The organism is Pseudomonas sp. 15A4, from assembly GCF_016925575.1.
Lineage (GTDB): Bacteria > Pseudomonadota > Gammaproteobacteria > Pseudomonadales > Pseudomonadaceae > Aquipseudomonas.
Window position 1 is genome coordinate 366,990 of sequence record NZ_CP068986.1, and the last position, 22,757, is coordinate 389,746.

A 22,757-nucleotide genomic window follows, 5' to 3' on the forward strand; every position below is an offset into this window, starting at 1 on the left:
GAATGTCTATTTAAACGAAGGCGCCAAAGCTGCACACCACATCTCGCCACGCGAGCTTTTTGGGCTCAGCGTCAACGCTCGACCTTCATCGAGCGGCCTTATGGTAATGATCAGGTCAGGCTTTGGCAAAAGGCCTGCACCCAGATTGGGCCATTCGATGAGACAAAGGGCATCGCCTTCGAAATAGTCCCGGATGCCGAGGAATTCTAGCTCTTCTGGGTCAACAAGTCGGTAGAGATCAAAGTGATACGCGCGGTTTCTCCCAATTTCGTAAGGTTCTACCAGCGTGAACGTCGGACTTTTTACCGCACCAGTATACCCAAGGCCGCGAATGATCCCTCGGGACAGCGTGGTCTTACCTGCCCCCAAGTCGCCCTCCAGAAAAATAATCCCATTGCTTTCAGTTACTTGGGCTATACGTGCGCCGAAGTGGGTCATGGCCTCTTCACCCATGAGCTTCAGGGTTAGCTCAGACACGGTTGGTGCTCCTCCAGAAGCTGACGAATAACAGGAATCAGATCAGCGGCAGCGAGCCCTCGCCCGCTGGCGCCGCATTGCTCACCGGCGAGGGCGTGCAGCCAGACGCCCAGACAGGCAGCGTCGTAGGCGCTCATCTTTTGCGCCATCAACGCGCCGATGACACCCGACAGCACATCGCCCAGCCCGCCGGTGGCCATCGCCGGATGGCCGTGATCGGCCAGTGCGAGGTCACCGGCAGGGTTGGCGATAAGACTGCCGCTGCCTTTTAGAACGCATACAGCGTTAAATTTTTTAGCCAGCGCCCGCGCCGCAGCCGGACGATCGGCTTGAATATGTTTGGTATCGGTGCCCAGCAGCCGCGCGGCTTCGCCAGGATGCGGGGTGATTACGCTGCCCTCGGGCAGTTGCACCGTGCCGGTCGCCAGCTCATTCAATGCGTCGGCGTCCCAGACCTGCGGCAATGTCGCGTTGGCAGCCGCCGACAACAGGCTTTTCCCCCAACTGTGCTGACCGAGGCCCGGACCGACCACCAGCACCGACGCGGGCTCGATCAAGGCTCGCAACTGGTTGGCCGAGCTGATACCGGCGCTCATGACTTCGGGGAATCGCGTCAGCGCGGCGCTGACATGTTCCGGCCGCGTTGCCAGCGTGACCATGCCCGCGCCGGTGCGCAGCGTGCTTTCGGTGGCGAGCAATGCAGCGCCGCCGAAGCCCCGATCGCCGCCCACCACCAGCACGCGGCCGAACATGCCCTTGTGCGCGGTGCGTGAGCGAGGCGCCAGGGTGGGCAGATTGAAAGTATCCAGCCGTCTGACGCTCACTGGCGTCTGCCGGATGATCTCGGCGTCCGCCTGCAAGTCATCGAACACCAGCTCACCCACCAGCTCGGGCGCATCGCCGGTGAACAGCCCGACCTTGAGGCCGATGAAGGTGACGGTGAGATCGGCGTGAACTGCGCAACCGAGGGTTCGTCCGGTATCCGCGCAGAGTCCCGAAGGGAGATCGACGGCCACGACCGGCAATCCACTGTCGTTGATGGCGTCAATGGCTGCTGCATAAGGCGCGCGCACGTCGCCCGTCAGTCCGGTGCCCAACAATGCATCGACGACAATGCCGGCCAGCGCCTGCTGTTGCCATGGCTGGATATCGACGTTGGCAGCAACCGCCTCTTCATAGGCGGAACGGGCATCGCCGGCCAGCGCGTCGCTGTCACCCACGGCCAGCACGTTAACCTGCCAGCCGGCACGCCGGGCCAGCGCAGCGACGAGATAGCCGTCGCCGGCGTTGTTGCCGCGACCGGCCATCACCGTTAGTTGTCTACTCTCGGGCCAGCGACGACGTATTGCCCGCCATGCCGCATGGGCGGCACGTTGCATCAGCTCGAAGCCGGGCGTGCCGGCGGCAATCAGGCGCGCGTCGAGGTCGCGCACTTGGGCAGCGCTGTACAGTGCGTCGGGAAATGAGGGTTTGCTGTGCAACATGCGTCTTTGGGCTCCGATGTCTGGCAGAATTATACGCACCTGCGCCCCGGTGTCCTCTTTGCATGTCCGCGATAACTGTAGATCCATCCACAGCCTCAGTGCCTTTAACGGAAGCCGGGCTGACAGACCTTGCCCAATCGATCAAGGCATGGGGGCGCGAGCTCGGCTTTCAGCAAGTCGGGATCTCGGGACTGGACCTGGCCGAGCACGAGCAGCACCTGGAGCGCTGGCTCGACGCCGGGTATCACGGCGAGATGGACTATATGGCAGCGCATGGCAGCAAACGTTCGCACCCGGACGAGCTGGTGCCAGGAACGCTGCGTGTGGTGTCGTTGCGCATGGACTATCTGCCCGGCGACACGCAGATGGCTCAGTTACTGGGACAGCCCGAGAAAGCCTACGTGTCCCGTTACGCGTTGGGCCGTGATTACCACAAGCTGATTCGCAAGCGCGTGCAGCAACTGGCGGAGCGCATTCAGCAGGCGATCGGGCCCTTCGGGTTTCGCGCGTTCGTCGACAGCGCGCCGGTGCTGGAAAAGGCCATCGCCGAACAGGCCGGGCTGGGCTGGATCGGCAAGAACACCCTGGTGCTCAATCGCAAGGCCGGCAGTTATTTCTTCCTCAGTGAGCTGTTCGTCGACCTGCCGCTGCCGGTAGACGCGCCACACACCACCGAGCACTGCGGGCGCTGCACGGCGTGCCTGGACGTATGCCCGACCAATGCGTTCGTCGGGCCCTACGTGCTGGATGCGCGCAAATGTATTTCCTACCTGACCATCGAGCTGAAGACGTCGATCCCCGAAGACTTGCGCCCGCTGATCGGCAATCGGGTGTTCGGCTGTGATGACTGTCAGATCGTCTGTCCGTGGAATCGCTTCGCCCGTCCGACCGATCAAACAGACTTCAAACCCCGCCACGGCCTTGATAACGCGGAACTGACCACGTTGTTTTTGTGGGATGAAACGACATTTCTCAGTAACACCGAAGGCTCACCGTTGCGGCGTGCCGGGTATGAGCGCTGGTTGAGAAATCTGGCCGTGGGGCTGGGCAACGCACCGTCTACCATTGCGGTGATCGAAGCGCTGAAGGCACGGCTGGAGCACCCGTCAGAGATGGTGCGTGAACATGTGGAATGGGCGTTGCGGCAACATGAAGCCAGGTCCGCAGCGCGCTTGCCGTCATAGCGCGCCGGCTCAATGCCCGTCCTTGTAAATAAACTTGGGCATTTCCCAGCGAAACCGAATCGCCAGCAACCGCAGCAACAATCCACCAAACAGCGTGATCAGCGTGCCCTGCTCCACCGGCAAGCCGGCGTACTGACACAGCAAAAAACACCATGCGGCGGCAAACGACACGCTGGCATACAGCTCGCGGCGGAAGATGAGGGGGATGTCGTTGCAGAAAATGTCCCGCAATATCCCGCCAAACACGCCGGTGATCACCCCGCTCACGGCGGCGACGGTCATGCTCAAGCCCATATCCAGCGCGGTCATGCAGCCGATCAGGGTGAACGCCACCAACCCCAAGGCGTCGAGCACCAGAAACAGTGAGCGCAGATGACGCATCAGCGGAGCGATGAAAATCGTCACCAGCGCTGCGACACTGGTGAGGATCAGATACTCCGGGTGCTTGACCCAGGTCAGCGGGTAATGCCCCAGCAGCACGTCGCGAACCGACCCGCCGCCCAACGCCGTGATGCACGCGATCAGCACCACGCCGAACCAGTCCATGCCGCGACGGCCTGCGGACAGCGCGCCGGTCATGGCTTCGGCCGTAATAGCGATCAGGTAGAGCATCAACAACATGGCGGCAGTCCCTGCGAGAAAGGGGCGCAGTCTAACCACTCAGTCGGGGCACCAAAAGAGAGCGTTAACTTTGCGCCCTCTCCAGGCGACCGCGATTGGCCGCCGTCGCCCTGTCATCAAGACTTGATGAAGTGCTCGCGGTAGAAACGCAGTTCGGCAATCGACTCACGGATATCGTCCAGCGCCAGGTGCGTGCTGCCCTTCTTGAACTTGAGATCCGGCGACCAGCGTGCGGCCAGTTCCTTGAGGGTTGAGACGTCGAGGTTGCGATAGTGAAAGTAGTTTTCCAGCGTCGGCATGCGCTTGTACAGGAAGCGACGGTCCTGACAGATGCTGTTGCCGCAGATGGGCGAACTGCGCTCGGGCACCCACTGCTTGATGAACTCAAGCGTCATGGCCTCAGCTTCGTCGTTGGAGATTTTGCTTTCGCGCACGCGCTGAGTCAGGCCGGAGCCACCGTGCTGACGGGTGTTCCACTCGTCCATGCCGTTCAGCAGCTCGTCGCTCTGGTGAACCGCGATGACCGGGCCTTCGGCCAGGGTGTTGAGCTCGCTGTCGGTGATGATGGTTGCCATCTCGATGATGACGTCGTTATCAGGGTCCAGACCGGTCATTTCCAGGTCGATCCAGATCAGATTCTGTTTGTTCTGCATATGTCGGCTCCTCAGCGTTGGCGCGCAGTTTAGCCCACCCGGGCGTGCTAGACTCGCCCGCGCTTTATCAAATCAGCACCTTTATGCGTCTTCAAACGGAACACTGAACACCCATGGCCAAACGCCAACTCAATCGCCGCCAGAACTGGCGCATCGAAAAGATTCAGGGCGAACGCGCAGCGCGTGCCGCCAAACGTGAATCAACCGCTCTCGAAACGCTGGAAGGCGGCGATCTCGGTCCCGAGCAAACGGGTCTGGTCATCGCGCATTTTGGCGTGCAGGTAGAAGTCGAAGCGCAGGACGGCGAGCTGCAGGGTCAGGTTTTCCGCTGCCACCTGCGCGCCAACCTGCCGGCGCTGGTCACCGGCGACCGCGTCGTCTGGCGCGCCGGCAATCAGGGCATCGGCGTCATCGTTGCGCAGTTGCCCCGCGATACCGAGCTGAGCCGCCCGGACAGCCGAGGCCAGCTCAAGCCGGTCGCCGCCAACGTTGACCTGATCGTCATCGTTTTCGCACCGATGCCCGAACCCCACGCCAACCTGATTGATCGTTATCTGGTTGCCGCTGAGCACGCGGGTATTCGGCCGTTGCTGCTGCTGAACAAGTTTGACCTTATCGACGATCAAAACGCGCCTGCGCTGAATGCGCTGCTGGCCGTTTATCGCACGCTGGGTTATCCGGTGCTGGAAGTGTCGGCCCACCACGGCGACGGCATGCAGCAATTGCAGGACCAGCTGGATGGCCACATCAGTGTGTTCGTCGGTCAGTCCGGCGTCGGTAAATCCTCGCTGGTCAACAGCCTGCTGCCGGAAGTCGGCACGCGCGTCGGGCCGCTGTCGGAGTATTCGGGCCAAGGCACGCACACCACGACCACCGCGCGTCTGTTCCATTTCCGCGCGGCGGCGACCTGATCGACTCACCGGGTATACGTGAATTCGGCCTGGGCCACGTCAGCCGTGCCGACGTCGAAGCGGGCTTTATCGAGTTCAACGACCTGCTCGGCCGATGCCGCTTCCGCGACTGCAAACATGACCGCGAACCCGGTTGTGCCTTGTTGCAGGGCCTTGCAGACGGCCGCGTGCAACAGCAGCGCATGAACAGCTATCGCTCGATCATCGCGAGCTTGCCGGAAAGCAGTTACTGATTCAGCGGTAGTGGCCAATCCGATTTAGGTCTTCCCGGCTGACTGCAGTCCCAGCGCTTGAACTGCGCAAACAAAAACGCCGCGATCATCGCGGCGTTTTCGTGCCTGCAACCCAGTATCAGTTCTTGGTTTCGTCGATCTTCAGCTGGCCCTGATCGAAGATGTTCAGCTTCTGCCGAATCTCGTGGGGCTGGGCGTAAGCCTGTGGATCAACGGCAGGTGTGGAGGTCGATGCCCCCGGCGGGTTGGCCGGTCCGGCATCGCCAGGCACAGGTGCTGGCGAAGCGGCTCCCGGTGCATCCGGCGTTTGCGGTGCCTCACCTGAATTCTGCGCACCCTCGATACGCTGCTGCGCTTTCTTGGTCATCACCACAATGTCGATGCGACGATTGATCGGATTTTGCGGGTGCTCCTTGTCATACAGTGCCGAAGACGCATAACCCACTACGCGCGCCACCTGCTGATCCGGATACCCTCCTGCGAGCAACGCCCGGCGAGCGGCGTTCGCTCGACCCGACGACAGCTCCCAGTTGCCGAAGCCGTTGTTGCCGACAAAAGGCGTCGCGTCGGTGTGACCACTAACGCTGACTTTGTTCGGCACCGCTTTGATGGTGTCGGCCATGGCCAGCAAGATGTCTTCAAAATACGGTTTGAGCTTCGCACTGCCGATGTCGAACATCGGGCGGTTTTCGGCGTCCGTGATCTGAATACGCAAGCCGTCCTGAGTGATCTCTAACAGAATCTGGTCCTTGAACTTCGCCAGTTGCGGATTCTCGTTGATCTTGGTCTGCAACTCTTGCAACAGCATCTCCAGACGGTCCTGCTCGACCTGCTCGGCGGCGGCGTCCTGTTGATCAGCGTCGACCGGCACGCGATCCGGCGCAGGCGTGGATTTCACCTCCGGGTTCAGCGTCTGGTCAGGGGACATTTCCGGCGACCCCCCAGATCAATCACATAGGGCGAGCCGCTGTCGGAAAACCCTACAGGGTCTTTGAAGTAACCGGCGATGGCGATCAATTGCTCGGGCGTGGCCGACGACATCAGCCACAGCACCAGGAAGAACGCCATCATCGCCGTCGCGAAGTCGGCAAATGCGATTTTCCAGGCGCCGCCGTGATGCCCTCCGCCGTAGCGCTTTACACGCTTGATGATGATCGGCTGATTATTTTCCATGGATCAACGACCGCGAACAGCTTGTTCCAGCTCGCTGAAGCTGGGGCGATGGGCCGGATAGAGAACCTTGCGACCGAACTCCACGGCCAGCGAAGGCGGAACGCCAGACGCCGACGCTACGAGCGACGCCTTGATCGATTCATAGACGTTCATTTCTTCCTTGGCATCGTGGGCCAGGGAAGTGGCCAGCGGGCCAAAGAAACCGTACGCCGCAAGAATACCGAAGAACGTACCCACCAGCGCCGCACCGACGTGCATGCCGATCGCGGCTTTGTCGCCGGAACCCAGGGAGGCCATGGTCACGACGATACCCAATACTGCAGCAACGATACCGAAGCCTGGCATGGCATCGGCGACACCGGTTACTGCGTGGGAAGGATGCTCGAGCTCTTCTTTCATGCTCAGCAATTCCATGTCGAACAAGCCTTCCAGCTCGTGGGGCGCCATGTTGCCGGAGGACATGATGCGCAGGTAATCGCAGATGAAGGCGATCATGCGGGTATCTTTGAGCACGCCAGGGTATTTAGCGAAGATCGGGCTGTTCTCGGGCTCTTCGATGTCGCCTTCAATGGCCATCATGCCTTCGCGACGACTTTTGTTGAGGATCTCGTAGACCAGCCCCAGCACTTCTAGGTAGTAGCCGTGGGTGAACCGGGTGCTGAACATCTTCAAAGACTTCTTGATGACCAGCATGGTCATATAGCCCGGGTTGGCTTGCAGGAATGCACCCAGCGCCGCACCGCCGATGATCATGACCTCGAAAGGCTGGATCAACGCAGCGATCTGACCGTGGGACAGTACGTATCCGCCGAGAACGCTCGCGAAAACGACGATGATGCCGATAATTTTTGCCATAGGTAGAAAATACTTACTGAGTCGGGTTCATGGTCATTGTGCGAGAAGCGCTTGAAACTCTTGTCCTGCTTATCGGCATGAATGCGCCAGACTATAGTCAGATCACAGGAAAATGCTGATCGATGCATAGCCCAGGACGTTGCGTCCATGAGGGCCAGCATGATGCCAGTACCCTACATTGATCAAAACCTCCCAGCCGTACGGGTGTTGTGAATGCAATCAGATAAAGCTTCTTCGCTCCCTGTTCCGCGCACCCTCGATACCTGGATAAAGCAGCTCGACGGCATCGCCTTGCCGGTGCCCGCCGTGGCGTATAAACGCGTGCAGGCGGCCTTGACCGATAGCCGCCGCTCGCTGCGCGATATCGCCGACCTCATGCAGGACAGCCCGGCGCTGGTGCTCAATGTATTGCGCGAAGCCAACTTGAACAGCCCCGCCACCGCTCAGCCTGCGGAGAGTCTGGAAGTCGCCATCAACCGATTGGGGCTCGCGCGCACTGAAGCGCTGCTGGCGCGGCTACCCTGCGTCGATGCACGGGATATTCCGGTGGCGTTGCGTCAAATACAGCTGATCAGTCAACACGCCATGCAACAGGCTTACGGCCTGTTCGCCAATCAACTGGCCCGGCTGTGGCAGGACATCCATCTCGGCAGCCTGCTGTTTCTGTCGCCGCTCTGGCCGATGGCGCTGGCGCACCCCACATTGCTGGAAGCGTGGGAACTACGGGTTATCCACAAGGGCGAGTGCGCGAAGACTGTGGAAAACACGCTGTTTGGCGTGCGGCTGGTGGATTTGTGTCTGGGGCTGGCACAGCATTGGCGCCTGCCGATCTGGGTGACCCAGGGTTACGAACTGCTGACCTCACAGCAACGCAATCTGGTAAGCGTGCTGCGCATCGCCCACAGCAACGACGACCCGCTCAAGCAGCAACAGCAACTCGACGCCGACCTCCCGCTGCGGCGCTGGCTCAACCAGCCCGCCAATACAATTTTGCTGGCCAACGGTGTCGCGCTGTCGGCGCACCAGGCGTGGGACACGCCGCATAGTCTGCGCTGGCAGCTATTGACCAGCCTGTACCTGCAGCAGCCACTCGACGAGCTTCAGCAGCAGGTTCATCAGAACGCGGCGGCCAGCGCTCGTCAGCATTCCGGCCCGGATATCTGGCACCCGGCGCAGGCGTTGCTCTGGCCGTGGAATAGCCGTCGGGTTCATAAAGGCCTGCTGCCCGCCCCGCCGCCATCGCCCGATGCCTTGCAGCTGTGGCGCAAGCACTGCGCCGATCTGCTGAAAGAACCCGGCATTTTTATCAACGCGATGCACCTGACCACCTGCGCCCGGGATGCGCTGGTGGCAGCAGGCATGCAGCGGGTGGTGCTGTTGATGACCGATCGCAAGACCGACAGCCTGCGCGTGCATCAGATCGCGGGTGTAGACAAGTCGGCCGCCGCGCTGCTGGTCCCCTACAAGGACAGCACTGTGTTGCAACGCCTGTTAGCCCAGCCCACGCAGTTGCGTCTGACGCCGGCCAACAACGCCCAGTTTTCTGCGTTGCTCCCGGCGCAACTGCGCAATTTGTTCAGCGGCGAAAACCTGTTGATCCGCTCGCTCGCCAGCAATGGCCGCGTGGTGATGATGGTGATGGCCGATCAGGGCGGCGGACCGTTTTCCGAAGTTTCCGTCCAGGCTTTCGGCAAAACCGGCCAGTGCATCGAGAAAGCACTCACCACCTTTAGCCATCGCAATGGCTGACGGCTGAGCTACAATTCGCAACCTTTTCGCGATCCGGAGACGCTAGATGTCTGCCTTTTCAAGCTTGCCGCTGGTCATCGAGCCCGCAGACCTGCAAGCACGCCTCAGCGCGCCAGAGCTTATCCTGGTCGACCTGACCAGCCCGGCCCGCTATGAGGCCGGCCACATTCCCGGCGCGCGATTCGTCGATCCGAAACGTACGCAACTGGGCCTGCCGCCTGCGCCGGGGCTGCTGCCCTCGCACACGCAGCTCCAAGCGCTGTTCGGCGAACTGGGGCACAATCCCGACGCTGTGTACGTGGTCTACGACGACGAAGGCGGTGGCTGGGCCGGCCGGTTCATCTGGCTGCTGGACGTCATCGGACACAAAAAGTATCACTATATCGACGGCGGCCTGCTCGCCTGGCAAGCCGAGGGCCTGCCACTGTCGACAGAGGTGCCAAAAGCCGTCGGCGGTCCGGTTTCGCTGACCTTGCACGACGAGCCCACCGCCACTCGCGAATACCTGCAAAGCCGCCTGGGCGCCGCTGACCTGGCGATCTGGGACGCGCGAGCGCCGACGGAGTACTCAGGCGAAAAAGTCGTCGCTGCGAAGGGAGGCCACATTCCCGGTGCCGTGAACTTCGAATGGACCGCCGGCATGGATCAGGCGCGCAACCTGCGCATCCGCAAGGACATGCCGCAGATCCTCGAAAACCTGGGCATTACCCCGGAGAAAGAAATCATTACCCACTGCCAGACCCATCATCGCTCGGGCTTCACCTATCTGGTGGCCAAGGCGCTGGGTTACCCGAGGGTAAAGGGCTATGCAGGCTCGTGGGGCGAGTGGGGCAACCATCCGGACACGCCGGTCGAAAAATAAATAGGCGCCCATGTTGCGTCGATTCGTATTCCCTTTTTCAAACGTTTTAGGAATTTTGATGAAACAGCGTCTATTTATCCTTTTCCAGTATCTGCTTCCCCATCATTTGCTGTCGCAACTGGCGGGCTGCGTGGCCGAATGCCGCGTTCGCTGGTTCAAAAACGCGTTTACCCAATGGTTTGCGCGCCGCTATCAGGTCGACATGTCCCAGGCTCAGGTCGAGGACATCACCGGATATCAGCACTTCAATGACTTCTTCACCCGTGCCCTCAAGCCGGGCGCTCGCCCCCTGGACCCGACACCGGGGGCGATCCTCAGCCCTGCGGACGGTGCGGTCAGCCAGTTGGGCCCGATCGAACACGGCCGAATTTTCCAGGCCAAAGGCCACAGCTACAGCGTGCTGGAGCTGCTGGGCGGCGATGCGCGTCTGTCCGCGCCGTTCATGGGTGGCGAGTTCGCGACGGTTTACCTGTCGCCGAAGGATTATCACCGCGTTCACATGCCGCTCGCCGGCACCCTGCGCGAAATGGTCTACGTACCAGGCCGCTTGTTCTCGGTGAACCAGACCACGGCGGAAAACGTGCCGGAACTGTTCGCCCGTAACGAGCGCGTCGTGTGCCTGTTCGACACCGAGCGCGGTCCGATGGCCGTCGTGCTGGTCGGCGCCATGATCGTTGCCTCGATCGAAACCGTGTGGGCGGGCCTGGTCACGCCGTACAAGCGCGAGCTCAAGACTTTCCGCTACGACGAAGCAGCGCGCGCCCCCATTCACCTGGAAAAAGGCGCCGAGTTGGGTCGCTTCAAACTGGGCTCTACCGCCATCGTGCTGTTCGGGCCCAATCAGGTGAAATGGTCCGAGCTGCTGGCCGCCGGTTCGCCCGTTCAGATGGGTCAGGGCCTCGCGCTGCCATTGCAGGCCTGATTCTTGCCTTAACTCATACCTGAGGGGCGTGATGCTGTTTTTCTGGCGCGAACTGTCATCGACAGTCGTGTTTTCACGCCTTACTCAGGATGACGCGTCTGGCCGGGGTACACCGCCCCAGACTGCGACAGTTGCAGGATGCTGCTAGAGTCCCCTGTCAGTGCTGTAGGAAACTTCGCTTTCAGTGGACGTAAACGTGCTTTTTCGCTCGGCGAGGGTCCTTGACCCAGAGTTCCACGCCGCCGTTCAGGCCTGTGTTTGTTGGAGTTTGCCTGTCACATGAGTTATTTAAGCCTCCCACTGTTGTTGCGCGCACCTGTGCCGACGCAGTCGAGCCTGTCGTTCTGTGACGCGACGCCAAAAGACATGAAGCGCTGGATCGCCACGCTGCCCAAGGCCAATCTCGGTGAAATGGCACGCCAGCTCTATCAAGGGCTCGGCGAGCTGAACCAGTTGCTCACTCCCAGCGACAATCGCATGCAGCTCCTTGAACTGCTTCGCCCGGAAGTCTTTTTCGTGTGCAGGCACCTGGAGCGTCACTTCCTGAACCAGTCGGTCGTTCTCGAAGAGCGTCCGCGCAAGGTCGCGAACCTGTGTCAGGCCCTGCAGAACCACCTTGCCATTGGCTACAAACAGATCATCGCCCGGGTCGCCGTAAAGCTCACCAAGGACCGCATCAGCTTGCTGACCACGGCCCTTCAGCGCGCACTCAGCTGCCTGAACGGCCCGCTGATCCGCGCCAACCAGCTTTACTGCCCGGTGCAGGACGGCCTGTGGCTGGAGATGCATCAGATTTACCAGATCGCCCGCCAGCATCAATTGCAGAACGTGCCGGTTGCCGACAGCCTCGCCCACAACACCCAGGCGATGAGCGTTGAACAGACGTACACCGTTGCGCTGCTGATGGGCTGTTCGCGCTGCAATCAGATGCGCCAGCACAACATCGGCAAGCTGGCCGAGGCGCTGGATGCGTGGAGCGCGATGGTCACGCTGCAGCAGCCGCTGACCAGCGACAGCCTGTACGCGGTGTCGCCCGGCACGGACACGGCGCCGCGCTACGCCGCACTGTACGACGACAATCAGCGCCCGAATTTGCTCGGCATCGACCCCCGCCCTCTGTCGGCTGCACTGGAGCGCTACACCGAAACGGCCGTCGAAGAGCGCTCGAAGTCTGCGCTGAAAGTGCCGCCAGGGTTGTCCATCGACGTCTTGCAACACCTCGCGGCCGCTTGGGGCGATGTGTCGGAACGCGCGTTTCAGCGCACGCCAGGGCAAGGGACCCTGACCGTTTGCGTGGGCATGAGCGCTTTGCACTATTACGTCGGCGGCCAGCAGTCCTTCAGCGACCTGCTGCAAATGTCGACCCTGTCCCGAGTCGTCGATTACACCCTGCAGCCCTTGAAGCCGGTGAAGCATGATCCATGGGCGCAGACGGCAGACGCGCAGCGCCATGGCACGTCCGACAGCATGTTGCCGTTCGAGGAAATCGAATACAGACGTGACGATGCCGACGGCAGCGGGGCGTCCGACGGGCAAAAGAGTTTCCCGACGTACGCCCTGCATATCGTCAATCACAGCCCTGGCGGCTACTGTCTCGCCTGGCCGAAAGAAGTACCTGATCAACTTCAGGCCGGAGAGATGATCGGCATTCAGGACCATGGCCACGGCTGGAGCATCGCGGTGGTGCGCTGGGTGCGGCAGGTCCGTGGCGGTGGCATGCAGATGGGCGTCGAACTGATCGCGCCCTTCGCCCAGGCCTGCGGCATGCAGCTGACACGCGCCGAGCAGAGCAGCCAGTTTTTGCGCGCGCTGCTGTTGCCGGAAGTTCGCGCCATCGATGTACCCGCAACGGTAATCGCACCCAGGCTGCCGTTCGAGGATGGCTCAAAGGTGCTGATCAATACCAGTGGCGAACAGCGACGCGCGAGCCTGAGCAATCGCCGTGCGACGACGGGCAGCTACAACCAGTTCGAGTATCAGATTATTGAAGGGCCGAAAAAGGCCGCCGCGCCAGACGGCGGGGGCCCTGAGCAGGAATTCGACTCGCTGTGGACGGTGCTGTAAGCCATCGAGGCATCCCTTGCAGATGCCTCAACGTCCACGCCTTTAAGCGCTGCGCCCTTCCCGGTCGCGGAATCCCAGCAAATACAGCACGCCATCCAGACCCAACGTGGAGATGGCCTGCTTCGCCGACTGCTTGACCAACGGCTTGGCACGAAACGCCACACCCAGCCCGGCTATCGCGAGCATCGGCAGGTCATTGGCGCCATCGCCCACTGCGATAGTCTGCTCCAGACTCAACCCTTCCTTGCCGGCGAGTTCGCGCAGCAGATCGGCCTTGCGCTGGGCGTCGACAATCGGCTCGATCGCGTTACCCGTGCACTTGCCGTCTACCACCTCCAGTTCGTTGGCGAAGATATAGTCGATGCCCAGTTTGGCCTGCAGCTGGCGAGCGAAATACGTGAAACCGCCCGACAGGATCGCGGTTTTATAGCCCAGTCGCTTGAGCTCGGCGAACAGCGTTTCAGCGCCTTCGGTCAAACGCAACGAGGCGCCGATCTCGTCCAGCACCTTCACATCCAGGCCTTTGAGCAGCGCCAGTCGCTCTTTGAAACTGGCGCGGAAGTCCAGTTCGCCGCGCATGGCGCGCTCGGTGATTTCCGATACGCGCTCGCCGACGCCGTGGGCTTTGGCCAGTTCGTCGATGACCTCGGCTTCGATCAGCGTCGAATCCATGTCGAACACCGCCAGACGACGGTTGCGGCGGAATAGAGAGTCCTGCTGGAACGCGATATCGACGTTCAGCTCCTGGGCAACATGGAGGAATTCGGCCTGCATCTGCTGAGGATCGACTGGCTCGCCGCGCACGGAAAACTCGATGCAACCCTTGCTCTTCTCGGTGGGCATGTCGAGCGGCATACGCCCGGAAAGACGGTCGATGCGGTCGATGTTCAAACCATACTTGGCAGTGATCGCGCTGACCGTCTGCAGCTGCTCGGCGGTGACCTTGCGGGTCAGCAGCGTCACGATATGCCGCGCCTTGCCCTGGCCGTCGACCCAGTGCTGATAATCAGCTTCTGACACGCGGGTAAAGCGCACTTGCTGACCCAGTTGGTCGACGGTCACTTGCACGTTCTGGCGCACTGCCGCGCCTGCCTCGGTGTCGGGGATTTCGACCAGGAGGCCGAACGACAGCGCGTCGTGAATCACCGCCTGACCGATGTCGAGAATGTTCACGCCGCCTTGGGCCAGCACACCGGTGATGGCCGCAGTGAGACCCGGACGGTCTTCACCGGTGATGTTCATCAGGACGATTTCGCGCAAGGCGCACCCCCGCAGTGGAAAAAACCGCATTCTACGCACTTTCAGTGACCGCCGGGCACAGCCAGCGCTTTGCCGCCACAGGGTCGCTCGCTATACTGCGCCCCAACTTCACCACGAGAGCCGTGCTCAGTGAACCGGCCCACGCCAGTAAAAACCGATAATTTCTTCTTGCTGATCTTCCGGGCATTGCGTCATCGACGTGTACCGATTGCTTTGCGCATCGCCAGCCATAACGTGATCCTCGTCGCGCTGGCTCTGGTGATCTACGCCTGCGTCATGGGTTTGCAATTCAAGCAAGCCATGCACGAACAGGCCGACGCATTGGGGCAAGCCCTGACCACGCAGACCGCCACGTCCGCCACCGAATTGCTGGTGTCCAACGACATCCTCAGCCTCAATGTGCTGCTGGGCAATCTGGTGAAGAATCCGCTGGTGGCCCACGCTGCTATTTATAGCCCCGACAACCGCATTCTTGCCGAAGCCGGTCAGCGTCCGAAGAACGGCTTGCTGGGTGAGGCGGAAGGTCTCTACGAGATCAAGATCACCTTCCAGGATGTGGTCGCCGGCACGCTGCGTATCAGCCTGGACATGGCCCAGTTCCAACAGCCGCTGACCATCAGCTTGCAGAGCATGGCGATTCTGGCCGGTATCCTGCTGGCACTGGCACTGGCCTTGAGTCTGCGCCTTGGGCGTCATATCTCCACGCCGATGCTGCAGCTGCGCATGTGGCTGCGCTACATCGATCCGTACACGCCGGCCACTGATCGTCAGGACGAAATCGGCGATCTGGCGCGTCAGTTGAAGACCTCCTACGCGCCGCCGGAACCGGAACCGGCGCCCATTCCCGAGCCTGCACAGGTCGAGGACGAGGAAGACACTTCGCCGGAGTTCGACAGCAGTGACCTGAGCGACCCTGACTTCGATGACGTGCCAAAGCCGCGCGCCACGGTGATCCCGGCACGACGCATCTCTGCCGAGGAAGATGAAGAAGACGAAGAGGATCCGTTTGCGGACCTTCGCGACCACTCCCCTGCCGCACCAAAACCCGCACAGCGTCCGATCCTTCCGGTCGTTCCATCGCAGCCTCAGTACAGCGCCGTGCTGGCCGTGCAGCTGGGTTCGCAGGAGCAACTGCGCCGTCTGCCGCGCACACGCCTGACCGAGCTGCTCGAGCGCTACCGTGACTGCATTGATCAGGCCGCGTCTCTTTATGACAGCGAGCTGCACACCCTGAACGATGGCAGTTCACTGATGGTTTTCAGCACTCAGGACAGCGGCGATGACTACCTGACCAATGCGATCTGCTGCGGCGAGTTGCTGCGCGCATTGAGCCACGCGTTGCAGATCGAAGTCGCCGACAGTGGCATTACCCTGCAATTGCAGCTGGGCCTGACGCTGGGCGAAGGCTTGCACGGCATGAACCAGATCGATCTGCTGCTGACTGAAACCGCGCAGGACGCCCTGGCGCTGTCGCAGCACAGCCGCAATCTGCTGTTGGTGGAGCGCAAGATCAGCGAAGACCCGACCATCCGCCAGCGCGCCCGCATTCGCCCGATTGCAAGCCCGGAAGGTGCAAGCTGTGTGGAGCGTCTGATGGAGCCGTACCCATCGATGCTGGAACGCCAACTGGCGCGCATGCACGAGGCGCGCAAGGCCTAAGCGTCGCCCACAAAAAAGCCCGCATTGCTGCGGGCTTTTTGTGGGCGCCAATCTTAGAAGCGGAACACTTCAAGATCGGTGCGGATCGGTGATGCCATCGGGATCTTGGGCTTGTCCTGATCGGTGCGGGTTTTCGCCGGCGCCGTGGCCTTTTTAGGCACATCCGCCACCCAGGGTTGATTGGCGATTGGCTTGACGGCCACGCTCAGCTTGTCCGCCAGGCGCTGCAGCAAAATCCCTTGCGCCCTGACCTGTGCAGCTGAAGAGCCTGCGTGCGGTTCTTCCAGATGGATCAGCTTGCTGTCGCGAACGTTTCCGCGGCGGTCAAGCAAACGCCACTGTGCATCCAGTACCGCTGGCTGCTTCTCGCCCGAATCCAGACGAGTGATGGATAGCACCACCTGGGCATCCGGCGTGAAGCTGGCCGCTGCGGGGGCCATAACCACACGTTGACTGTCGAGTTTCCAGGCCAGTTGGCGCAGAAGCAGTTGATCGATGTCAGCAGACAGGCTGCCGGCCCAGCGACCATCGGTGGATGCCTTGAGGCTGCCATCGGGTTGGCGCTGCAATAATGTTTCACGTTGCAGATAGTCGGCAACTGTCACAGGGCCCAGCAAAACGGCGACCCCGCCGCTGTGTTTCGGTTGCCCAGGATCGCCGCTGTCCAGTTGATAGAGCGACGTGGGCTGATGAACGCTGCACCCGGCCAAACCTAGAACGCCGGTCAACAACAGAACACAGGGAACACGTAGAAAATTCATCATCCCGTCCAAGTGGACGCCGTGTAACGCGTCCACGCTGTTAAATACTTTGAAAACATGAAGGCATTCCGCCATGGCGGCGCCGGAGGACGTCATATCATCCGTGAATATGCGCGTTGACTCCAGCGATTCTGCGTCGCTCTCGTGACGAAACGAAGAGCGACCGCCGAACCAACCGCTTTAGCCTGCGGTTTCCACCAACAGCGCATCGACGCGCTGGAATCCACGCGGAAGTTTGTTGCCCCGTCGTCCGCGTTCGCCTTTGTAGTGCTCCAGGTCGTCGGGTTTGAGCGACAGGTTGCGTTTGCCGGCCTGCAGCACCAGCGTGGCACCGTCAGGGACAACGGCCAGGTCGGTCACGTACTCTTCTCGACTGGCAACGCGCTCGCCCGGAATGCCAATGATCTTGTTGCCTTTGCCCTTGCCCAACTGCGGAAGATCGCTGATTTTGAACACCAGCAAACGGCCTTCGGTGGTCACGGCGGCGAGCCAGTTGTGTTCACGATCCGGCACCGGACGCGGCAGGATCACCTTGGCCCCGGCCGGCAGGCTCAACAACGCCTTGCCTGCTTTGTTCTTGGCCTGCAGGTCTTCACCCTTGACCACGAAACCGTAGCCGGCATCGGACGCAACCACGTACAGCGCGTCATCTTCGGGCAACAGCACGCATTCGAATGTCGCACCGGGCGGCGGCGTCAGACGACCGGTCAGCGGTTCGCCTTGGCCACGGGCCGATGGCAAGGTGTGCGACGGCACCGAGTAACTGCGACCGGTGGAGTCGATAAACACCGCAAATTGGTTGGAACGACCCGGCGCCAGGGCCTTGAAGCCATCCCCGGCCTTATAAGAGAGCCCGGTGGCATCGATTTCATGACCTTTGGCGGAACGAACCCAGCCTTTTTCCGACAGCACGACCGTCACTTTCTCGTTCGGCAGCAGATCGTGTTCGGTAAGGGCTTTGGCTTCGGTACGCTCGACGATAGGCGAACGACGGTCGTCGCCATAGGTTTCGGCATCCTTGATCAGCTCGGTGCGTACCAGTTTCTTCAGCTTGGCCTCGCTGCCCAACAGGGCTTGCAGCTTGGCTTGTTCCTTGAGCAATTCATCCTGCTCGGCGCGCAACTTCATTTCTTCCAGTCGCGCCAACTGACGCAAACGGGTGTCGAGAATGTAATCAGCCTGGATTTCGCTCAGGGCGAAACGCGCGATCAGCGCGGCTTTCGGGTGCTCCTCGGTGCGGATGATGTGAATCACTTCATCCAGGTTGAGGTAAGCGATCAACAAACCATCCAACAGGTGCAAGCGACGCTCAACCTTGTCGAGGCGGAATTGCAGGCGGCGACGCACGGTCTGTACCCGGAACTCCAACCATTCGACCAGCAGGGCGCGCAGGTTTTTCAGCTGCGGCTTGCCGTCCAGGCCAATGATGTTGATGTTGACCCTGTAGCTCGACTCCAGGTCGGTGCTGGCGAACAGGTGCTGCATCAGCGCATCGTGGTCGAAATGCTTGCGGGCGCCCGGGATGATCACGATCCGGCACGGGTTTTCGTGGTCGGATTCGTCACGCAGATCAGCGATCTGCGGAGCCTTGGACGGCTTGGCCTGCATCATCGCCGCGATCTGCTCCAGCACCTTGGCACCGGACACCTGATGCGGCAGCGCGGTAACAATGATGTCGCCGTCTTCGATGTGGTACACGGCGCGCATACGCACCGAGCCCTTGCCGGTTTCGTACATTTTCAGCAGATCGGCGCGGGGCGTGATGATTTCCGCTTCGGTCGGGTAGTCCGGGCCCTGGATGTGCTCACAGAGCTGTTCGACCGTTGCCTTGGGCTCATCGAGCAAACGCACACAGGCTGTCGCGACTTCACGCAGGTTGTGCGGCGGTACGTCGGTGGCCATGCCCACGGCGATGCCGGTGGTGCCATTGAGCAGAATGTTCGGCAGGCGCGCGGGCAAAACAGCGGGTTCGTCCAGAGTGCCGTCAAAGTTCGGCACCCAGTCCGCGGTGCCCTGCCCCAGTTCGGAAAGCAGCACTTCGGAGTAACGCGACAGACGCGCTTCGGTGTAGCGCATGGCCGCGAATGACTTGGGATCGTCCGGCGCACCCCAGTTACCCTGGCCGTCGACCAGCGTGTAGCGATAGCTGAAGGGCTGCGCCATCAGCACCATGGCTTCGTAGCAGGCCGAGTCGCCGTGGGGGTGAAACTTGCCGAGCACGTCACCGACGGTACGTGCCGACTTCTTGTGCTTGGCGTCAGCGTCCAGGCCCAGCTCGCTCATCGCGTAGACGATGCGTCGCTGCACAGGCTTCAGGCCATCACCGATATGCGGCAACGCCCGGTCCATGATCACGTACATGGAATAGTTGAGATAGGCCTGTTCGGTGAAGTCAGCCAGCGATCGGCGTTCTACGCCATCCAGGCTGAGGTCAAGGGAGTCGCTCATGCGGGCCTCATCATTTTGTCGTCTGGCGCAGCAACAATGTGCCGCCGCGCTGTGTGAATTCGAGTTGTTTCACGGCGCTCATACCCAGCAGCACCTGTTCACCGTCCAGACCGGGCACCACCAGGGCGCGCACGTTGTTCAGGACGATGTCGCCAATCTGCAACCGTTGCAGGGTGGTCCGGAATGCATCGGTGCGTCCGTTGGCCGTGCTCACCTGAACGCGCTCGCCGCGTTCGAGGCGCAGCGTCTGCGCGACGCTCTCCGGCACGGCGACATTGGTCGCACCGGTGTCGAGCATGAACTGCACGGGGCGGGTATTGATCTGCCCGGTCATGACGAAATGTCCGTCACGATTGCTCGCCAGTTTCACCTCGACGTAACCGTCTCCGTGTTCGGAGGCGACGATGGTATTCGGATTTTCCTGACGCTGCTCCCACTCGCCAAAAACCGCGTCGCCAGAAACAGCGCCGCCGCCCAGGCGATGATCAGCATCAGCCGCCCGGCGCGTTTGCCGGGGAGCCTGGGTCAAGGCTTGCCGCTCCAGCCACCCTCGGGCGCGGCAAAGCGCCAGACGACGGGACGTTTTTCGCCATCGGCGCGGACACCGAAGTTGTTGTCCGTGCCCACCCATGCGCCTTTTTCGTCGACGATCAGCGCTTCGGTCAGGCCGTATTTCTGGTCATACAGCCGGTTGGGCTGAAGTGCCTCTTTGGCAAACGACCAGCAGGCTTCCAGCTGACCGGTCGCCAGCGTGCGGCGGCAGATTCGGTAAGCCGCGCGCTCCAGGGTGAACAGCTTGCCCTTGTACAGCGAGATGTCGGCAAAGTCCTTGGAAACTGGTTTGCCACCCAACTCGGGCGGCAAAATATCATTGCCGGACTCGACTCGCAGAATGCAACTGGCGTCACAGGCCCAGCCGTCCTTGCCGAGCCTGGCGGTCAACAGGCCACGCTTGTCACGCTCGGCGGCGAGCCATAGCTGATCGCCTCCCGGGTTGACCGCGATGCCTTCGAAGATGGCGTTGAAATGCTGCAGCATCCCGGCCGACTGCGCTTCCTCGATGACTTTTCTGGGCAGTTCCAGCCAGACCGGCGCGCCTTCAACCGGCACTTTCAGGACGGTGGCATAGGCTTCGCTGACGATGTAACGGTTGCCCGCCGCGTCGCAACTCACGCCTTCGAAATCCAGATCGCCGCCCCGGATCAGCGCCGAGGCCTTGGCCATGTTGCGCAGCGTCGCCGACAGCCCACTGTCCGGGATCGGCGGGATTTGCAGCGTCTGCGCCTTGGCTTTCCAGACCGTTGCCGAGGTGTCGAGGCTATAGAGCAGCGTGTCGTCGCGATCCGAAACGGTCCACAGCACGCCATTGCAGGACGCGAGCCCGGACAGGTTGCCGCCGATCATGTCGTCGACCGGGTGCTCCGACAGCAGCTTGAGCTCGGGCAACGGCGCAGCGAAAACAGGCGTGGCGATCAACAACAGCGCTGCAAACCAACCCCGCATCAGACCAGCACCTCGGCCAGATTGCCCTTGGATTCGAGCCAGCTCTTGCGGTCGCCCGCGCGTTTTTTGGCCAGCAGCATGTCCATCATTTCCGACGTGGCTGCGAAGTCATCCAGGGTCAGCTGCACCAGGCGACGGGTGTTCGGGTCCATGGTGGTTTCGCGCAACTGCGGCGGGTTCATCTCACCCAGACCTTTGAATCGGGTGACCTGGGGCTTGCCGCGTTTCTTCTCGGCCACGAGCCGGTCGAGAATGCCGTCGCGCTCGGCTTCGTCCAGGGCGTAATAAATGTCTTTGCCCAGGTCGATGCGGTAAAGCGGCGGCATGGCGACATAGACGTGACCCGCATCCACCAGCGGGCGGAAATGCTGGACGAACAAGGCGCACAGCAGCGTCGCGATGTGCAGGCCGTCGGAGTCGGCGTCGGCGAGGATGCAGATTTTGCCGTAGCGCAGCTGGCTCATGTCCGCAGCGCCCGGATCAACCCCGATCGCCACGGCGATGTTGTGCACTTCCTGGCTGGCGAGTACTTCGCCGCCATCGACTTCCCAAGTGTTCAGGATTTTCCCGCGCAACGGCAGGATCGCTTGAAATTCCTTGTCCCGTGCCTGTTTGGCGGAGCCGCCCGCAGAGTCACCTTCGACCAGGAACAGCTCGGAGCGCATCGGGTCCTGACCCGCACAGTCCGCCAGCTTGCCCGGCAGTGCCGGGCCTGACGTGATGCGTTTGCGCTCGACCTTCTTGCTGGCCTTGAGACGACGGCCGGCGTTGCTGATCGCCAGTTCGGCCAGTTGCATGCCCAATTCCGGGTGCGCGTTGAGCCACAGGCTGAAGGCATCCTTGACCACACCGGAGACGAACGCTGCCGCCTCACGGGACGACAGCCGCTCTTTGGTCTGGCCGGAAAATTGTGGCTCTTGCATCTTCATCGACAGCACAAAAGCGATGCGCTCCCAGACATCTTCGGGCGCCAGCTTCACGCCGCGCGGCAGCAAATTACGGAACTCGCAGAAGTCTCTCATCGCGTCCAGCAGGCCCTGACGCAGCCCATTGACGTGAGTGCCGCCCTGGGCGGTCGGGATCAGGTTGACGTAGCTTTCCTGAACACTGTCGCCGCCCTCCGGCAACCACAGCAGCGCCCAGTCGACGGCCTCTTTGTTGCCTGCGAATACGCCACAGAACGGCTCATCGGGCAGGCGCAGAAAGTCAGACACCGAATCCTGCAGGTACGAGCGCAGGCCGTCCTCGTAATGCCACTCGACTTTCTCGCCGGTGCCTTTGTCCTCGAAACTGACCAGCAGGCCCGGGCACAGAACGGCCTTGGCCTTGAGCACGTGCTTGAGGCGGCTGACCGAGAATTTCGGGGTGTCGAAGTATTTGGGGTCCGGCGCGAAGTACACGCTGGTGCCGGTGTTGCGCTTGCCGACGGTGCCAACCACGGCCAGTTCGCTGGCCTTGTAGCCATCGGCAAAGGTCATTTCATATTCGTTGCCATCGCGTTTGACCCGTACCCGTACCTGGGTCGAGAGCGCGTTGACCACGGAAATCCCGACGCCGTGAAGGCCGCCGGAGAACTGGTAGTTCTTGTTGGAGAACTTGCCGCCGGCGTGGAGCTTGGTGAGGATCAGCTCGACGCCCGATACGCCCTCTTCCGGGTGGATGTCCACGGGCATGCCTCGGCCGTCGTCGGAGACTTCCAGCGAATTGTCGGCATGCAGAATGACCTGCACGGAGCGGGCGTGGCCTGCCAGCGCTTCGTCGACGCTGTTGTCGATGACTTCCTGCGCCAGGTGGTTGGGGCGTGAGGTGTCGGTGTACATGCCCGGCCGTTTGCGGACCGGGTCGAGGCCCGAGAGGACTTCGATGGCGTCTGCGTTATAAGAGCTAGCGCTGGGATTGGCCATGGGGTCTCGTCATCAAGTCGTTCATGAAATTTCG

General features: G+C 61.4%; 16 protein-coding genes and 3 pseudogenes. 7 read left to right on the forward strand and 12 right to left on the reverse strand.

The features are described 5' to 3' along the window. Positions 1–6 precede the first annotated feature (6 nt). Together tsaE and JN403_RS01675 are read right to left on the reverse strand one after the other, a co-directional pair. Positions 7–477, reverse strand: coding sequence for a tRNA (adenosine(37)-N6)-threonylcarbamoyltransferase complex ATPase subunit type 1 TsaE (gene tsaE, locus JN403_RS01670; RefSeq protein ID WP_205484911.1), 471 nt, complete (start codon positions 475–477; stop codon positions 7–9). Continuing rightward, entirely contained in the window at positions 465–1,961 is a 1,497-nt protein-coding gene (locus JN403_RS01675) for an NAD(P)H-hydrate dehydratase (RefSeq protein ID WP_205484912.1), read from the reverse strand. Before JN403_RS01675 ends, tsaE begins: the two co-directional genes overlap by 13 nt. A 62-nt stretch (positions 1,962–2,023) precedes the next feature. Here JN403_RS01675 and queG point away from each other — a divergent pair, with 62 nt between their 5' ends. Continuing rightward, the gene (gene queG, locus JN403_RS01680; RefSeq protein ID WP_240356779.1) at positions 2,024–3,145 is read left to right on the forward strand and encodes a tRNA epoxyqueuosine(34) reductase QueG; all 1,122 of its coding nucleotides are present in this window, start codon (positions 2,024–2,026) and stop codon (positions 3,143–3,145) included. Positions 3,146–3,154: 9 nt separating this feature from the next. Here queG and JN403_RS01685 read toward each other — a convergent pair whose 3' ends face one another. Then, a complete protein-coding gene (locus JN403_RS01685; protein WP_205484914.1) occupies positions 3,155–3,766 on the reverse strand; it encodes a trimeric intracellular cation channel family protein in 612 nt (203 codons plus the stop codon). A 116-nt stretch (positions 3,767–3,882) separates the two neighbouring features. Continuing rightward, entirely contained in the window at positions 3,883–4,419 is a 537-nt protein-coding gene (orn, locus tag JN403_RS01690) for an oligoribonuclease (protein ID WP_065987811.1), read from the reverse strand. Between the two features lie 113 nt (positions 4,420–4,532). On the opposite strand from orn, the pseudogene rsgA reads away from it, so the two are divergent. Further along, positions 4,533–5,563: pseudogene (rsgA, locus tag JN403_RS01695) on the forward strand (small ribosomal subunit biogenesis GTPase RsgA). 118 nt (positions 5,564–5,681) lie between these two features. Here the strand turns inward: rsgA and motB are convergent. Together motB and motA are read right to left on the reverse strand one after the other, a co-directional pair. Beyond that, positions 5,682–6,736, reverse strand: a pseudogene (gene motB / locus JN403_RS01700) (flagellar motor protein MotB). A 3-nt stretch (positions 6,737–6,739) separates the two neighbouring features. Next, positions 6,740–7,591, reverse strand: a complete 852-nt coding sequence (gene motA, locus JN403_RS01705) for a flagellar motor stator protein MotA (protein ID WP_037015764.1) — start codon at positions 7,589–7,591, stop codon at positions 6,740–6,742. A 213-nt stretch (positions 7,592–7,804) separates the two neighbouring features. On the opposite strand from motA, the gene JN403_RS01710 reads away from it, so the two are divergent. The 4 genes from JN403_RS01710 (at position 7,805) to JN403_RS01725 (ending at position 13,188) form a co-directional block, all read left to right on the forward strand. Continuing rightward, a complete protein-coding gene (locus tag JN403_RS01710) occupies positions 7,805–9,340 on the forward strand; it encodes an HDOD domain-containing protein (RefSeq protein WP_205484915.1) in 1,536 nt (511 codons plus the stop codon). Between the two features lie 46 nt (positions 9,341–9,386). Then, positions 9,387–10,202 (forward strand): rhodanese-like domain-containing protein, encoded by an 816-nt coding sequence (locus tag JN403_RS01715; protein ID WP_205484916.1) that lies wholly within the window; start codon positions 9,387–9,389, stop codon positions 10,200–10,202. A 52-nt stretch (positions 10,203–10,254) separates the two neighbouring features. Then, positions 10,255–11,124: an archaetidylserine decarboxylase gene (gene asd, locus JN403_RS01720; RefSeq protein WP_205487205.1), complete on the forward strand. Its 870-nt coding sequence runs from the start codon at positions 10,255–10,257 to the stop codon at positions 11,122–11,124. 279 nt (positions 11,125–11,403) lie between these two features. Further along, positions 11,404–13,188, forward strand: a complete 1,785-nt coding sequence (locus JN403_RS01725) for a molecular chaperone (protein ID WP_205484917.1) — start codon at positions 11,404–11,406, stop codon at positions 13,186–13,188. Positions 13,189–13,230: 42 nt separating this feature from the next. Here JN403_RS01725 and serB read toward each other — a convergent pair whose 3' ends face one another. Then, positions 13,231–14,448, reverse strand: coding sequence for a phosphoserine phosphatase SerB (serB, locus tag JN403_RS01730; protein ID WP_205484918.1), 1,218 nt, complete (start codon positions 14,446–14,448; stop codon positions 13,231–13,233). A 129-nt stretch (positions 14,449–14,577) separates the two neighbouring features. Here serB and JN403_RS01735 point away from each other — a divergent pair, with 129 nt between their 5' ends. After that, complete coding sequence (locus JN403_RS01735; protein ID WP_205484919.1) at positions 14,578–16,107, forward strand: histidine kinase; 1,530 nt, start codon at positions 14,578–14,580, stop codon at positions 16,105–16,107. A gap of 53 nt (positions 16,108–16,160) precedes the next feature. Here JN403_RS01735 and JN403_RS01740 read toward each other — a convergent pair whose 3' ends face one another. The 5 genes and pseudogenes from JN403_RS01740 to parE form a co-directional block, all read right to left on the reverse strand. Further along, positions 16,161–16,868, reverse strand: coding sequence for a PqiC family protein (locus JN403_RS01740; protein ID WP_163022205.1), 708 nt, complete (start codon positions 16,866–16,868; stop codon positions 16,161–16,163). A 180-nt stretch (positions 16,869–17,048) separates the two neighbouring features. Then, positions 17,049–19,316 (reverse strand): DNA topoisomerase IV subunit A, encoded by a 2,268-nt coding sequence (gene parC / locus JN403_RS01745; RefSeq protein ID WP_205484920.1) that lies wholly within the window; start codon positions 19,314–19,316, stop codon positions 17,049–17,051. 10 nt (positions 19,317–19,326) lie between these two features. Next, positions 19,327–19,808, reverse strand: a pseudogene (locus tag JN403_RS01750) (TIGR02281 family clan AA aspartic protease). A gap of 33 nt (positions 19,809–19,841) precedes the next feature. Then, positions 19,842–20,819 carry an esterase-like activity of phytase family protein gene (locus tag JN403_RS01755; protein WP_205484921.1) on the reverse strand — a complete coding sequence of 326 codons (978 nt, stop codon included), beginning with the start codon at positions 20,817–20,819 and terminating at the stop codon, positions 19,842–19,844. After that, positions 20,819–22,723 (reverse strand): DNA topoisomerase IV subunit B, encoded by a 1,905-nt coding sequence (parE, locus tag JN403_RS01760; protein WP_205484922.1) that lies wholly within the window; start codon positions 22,721–22,723, stop codon positions 20,819–20,821. Before parE ends, JN403_RS01755 begins: the two co-directional genes overlap by 1 nt. Positions 22,724–22,757: the final 34 nt, after the last annotated feature.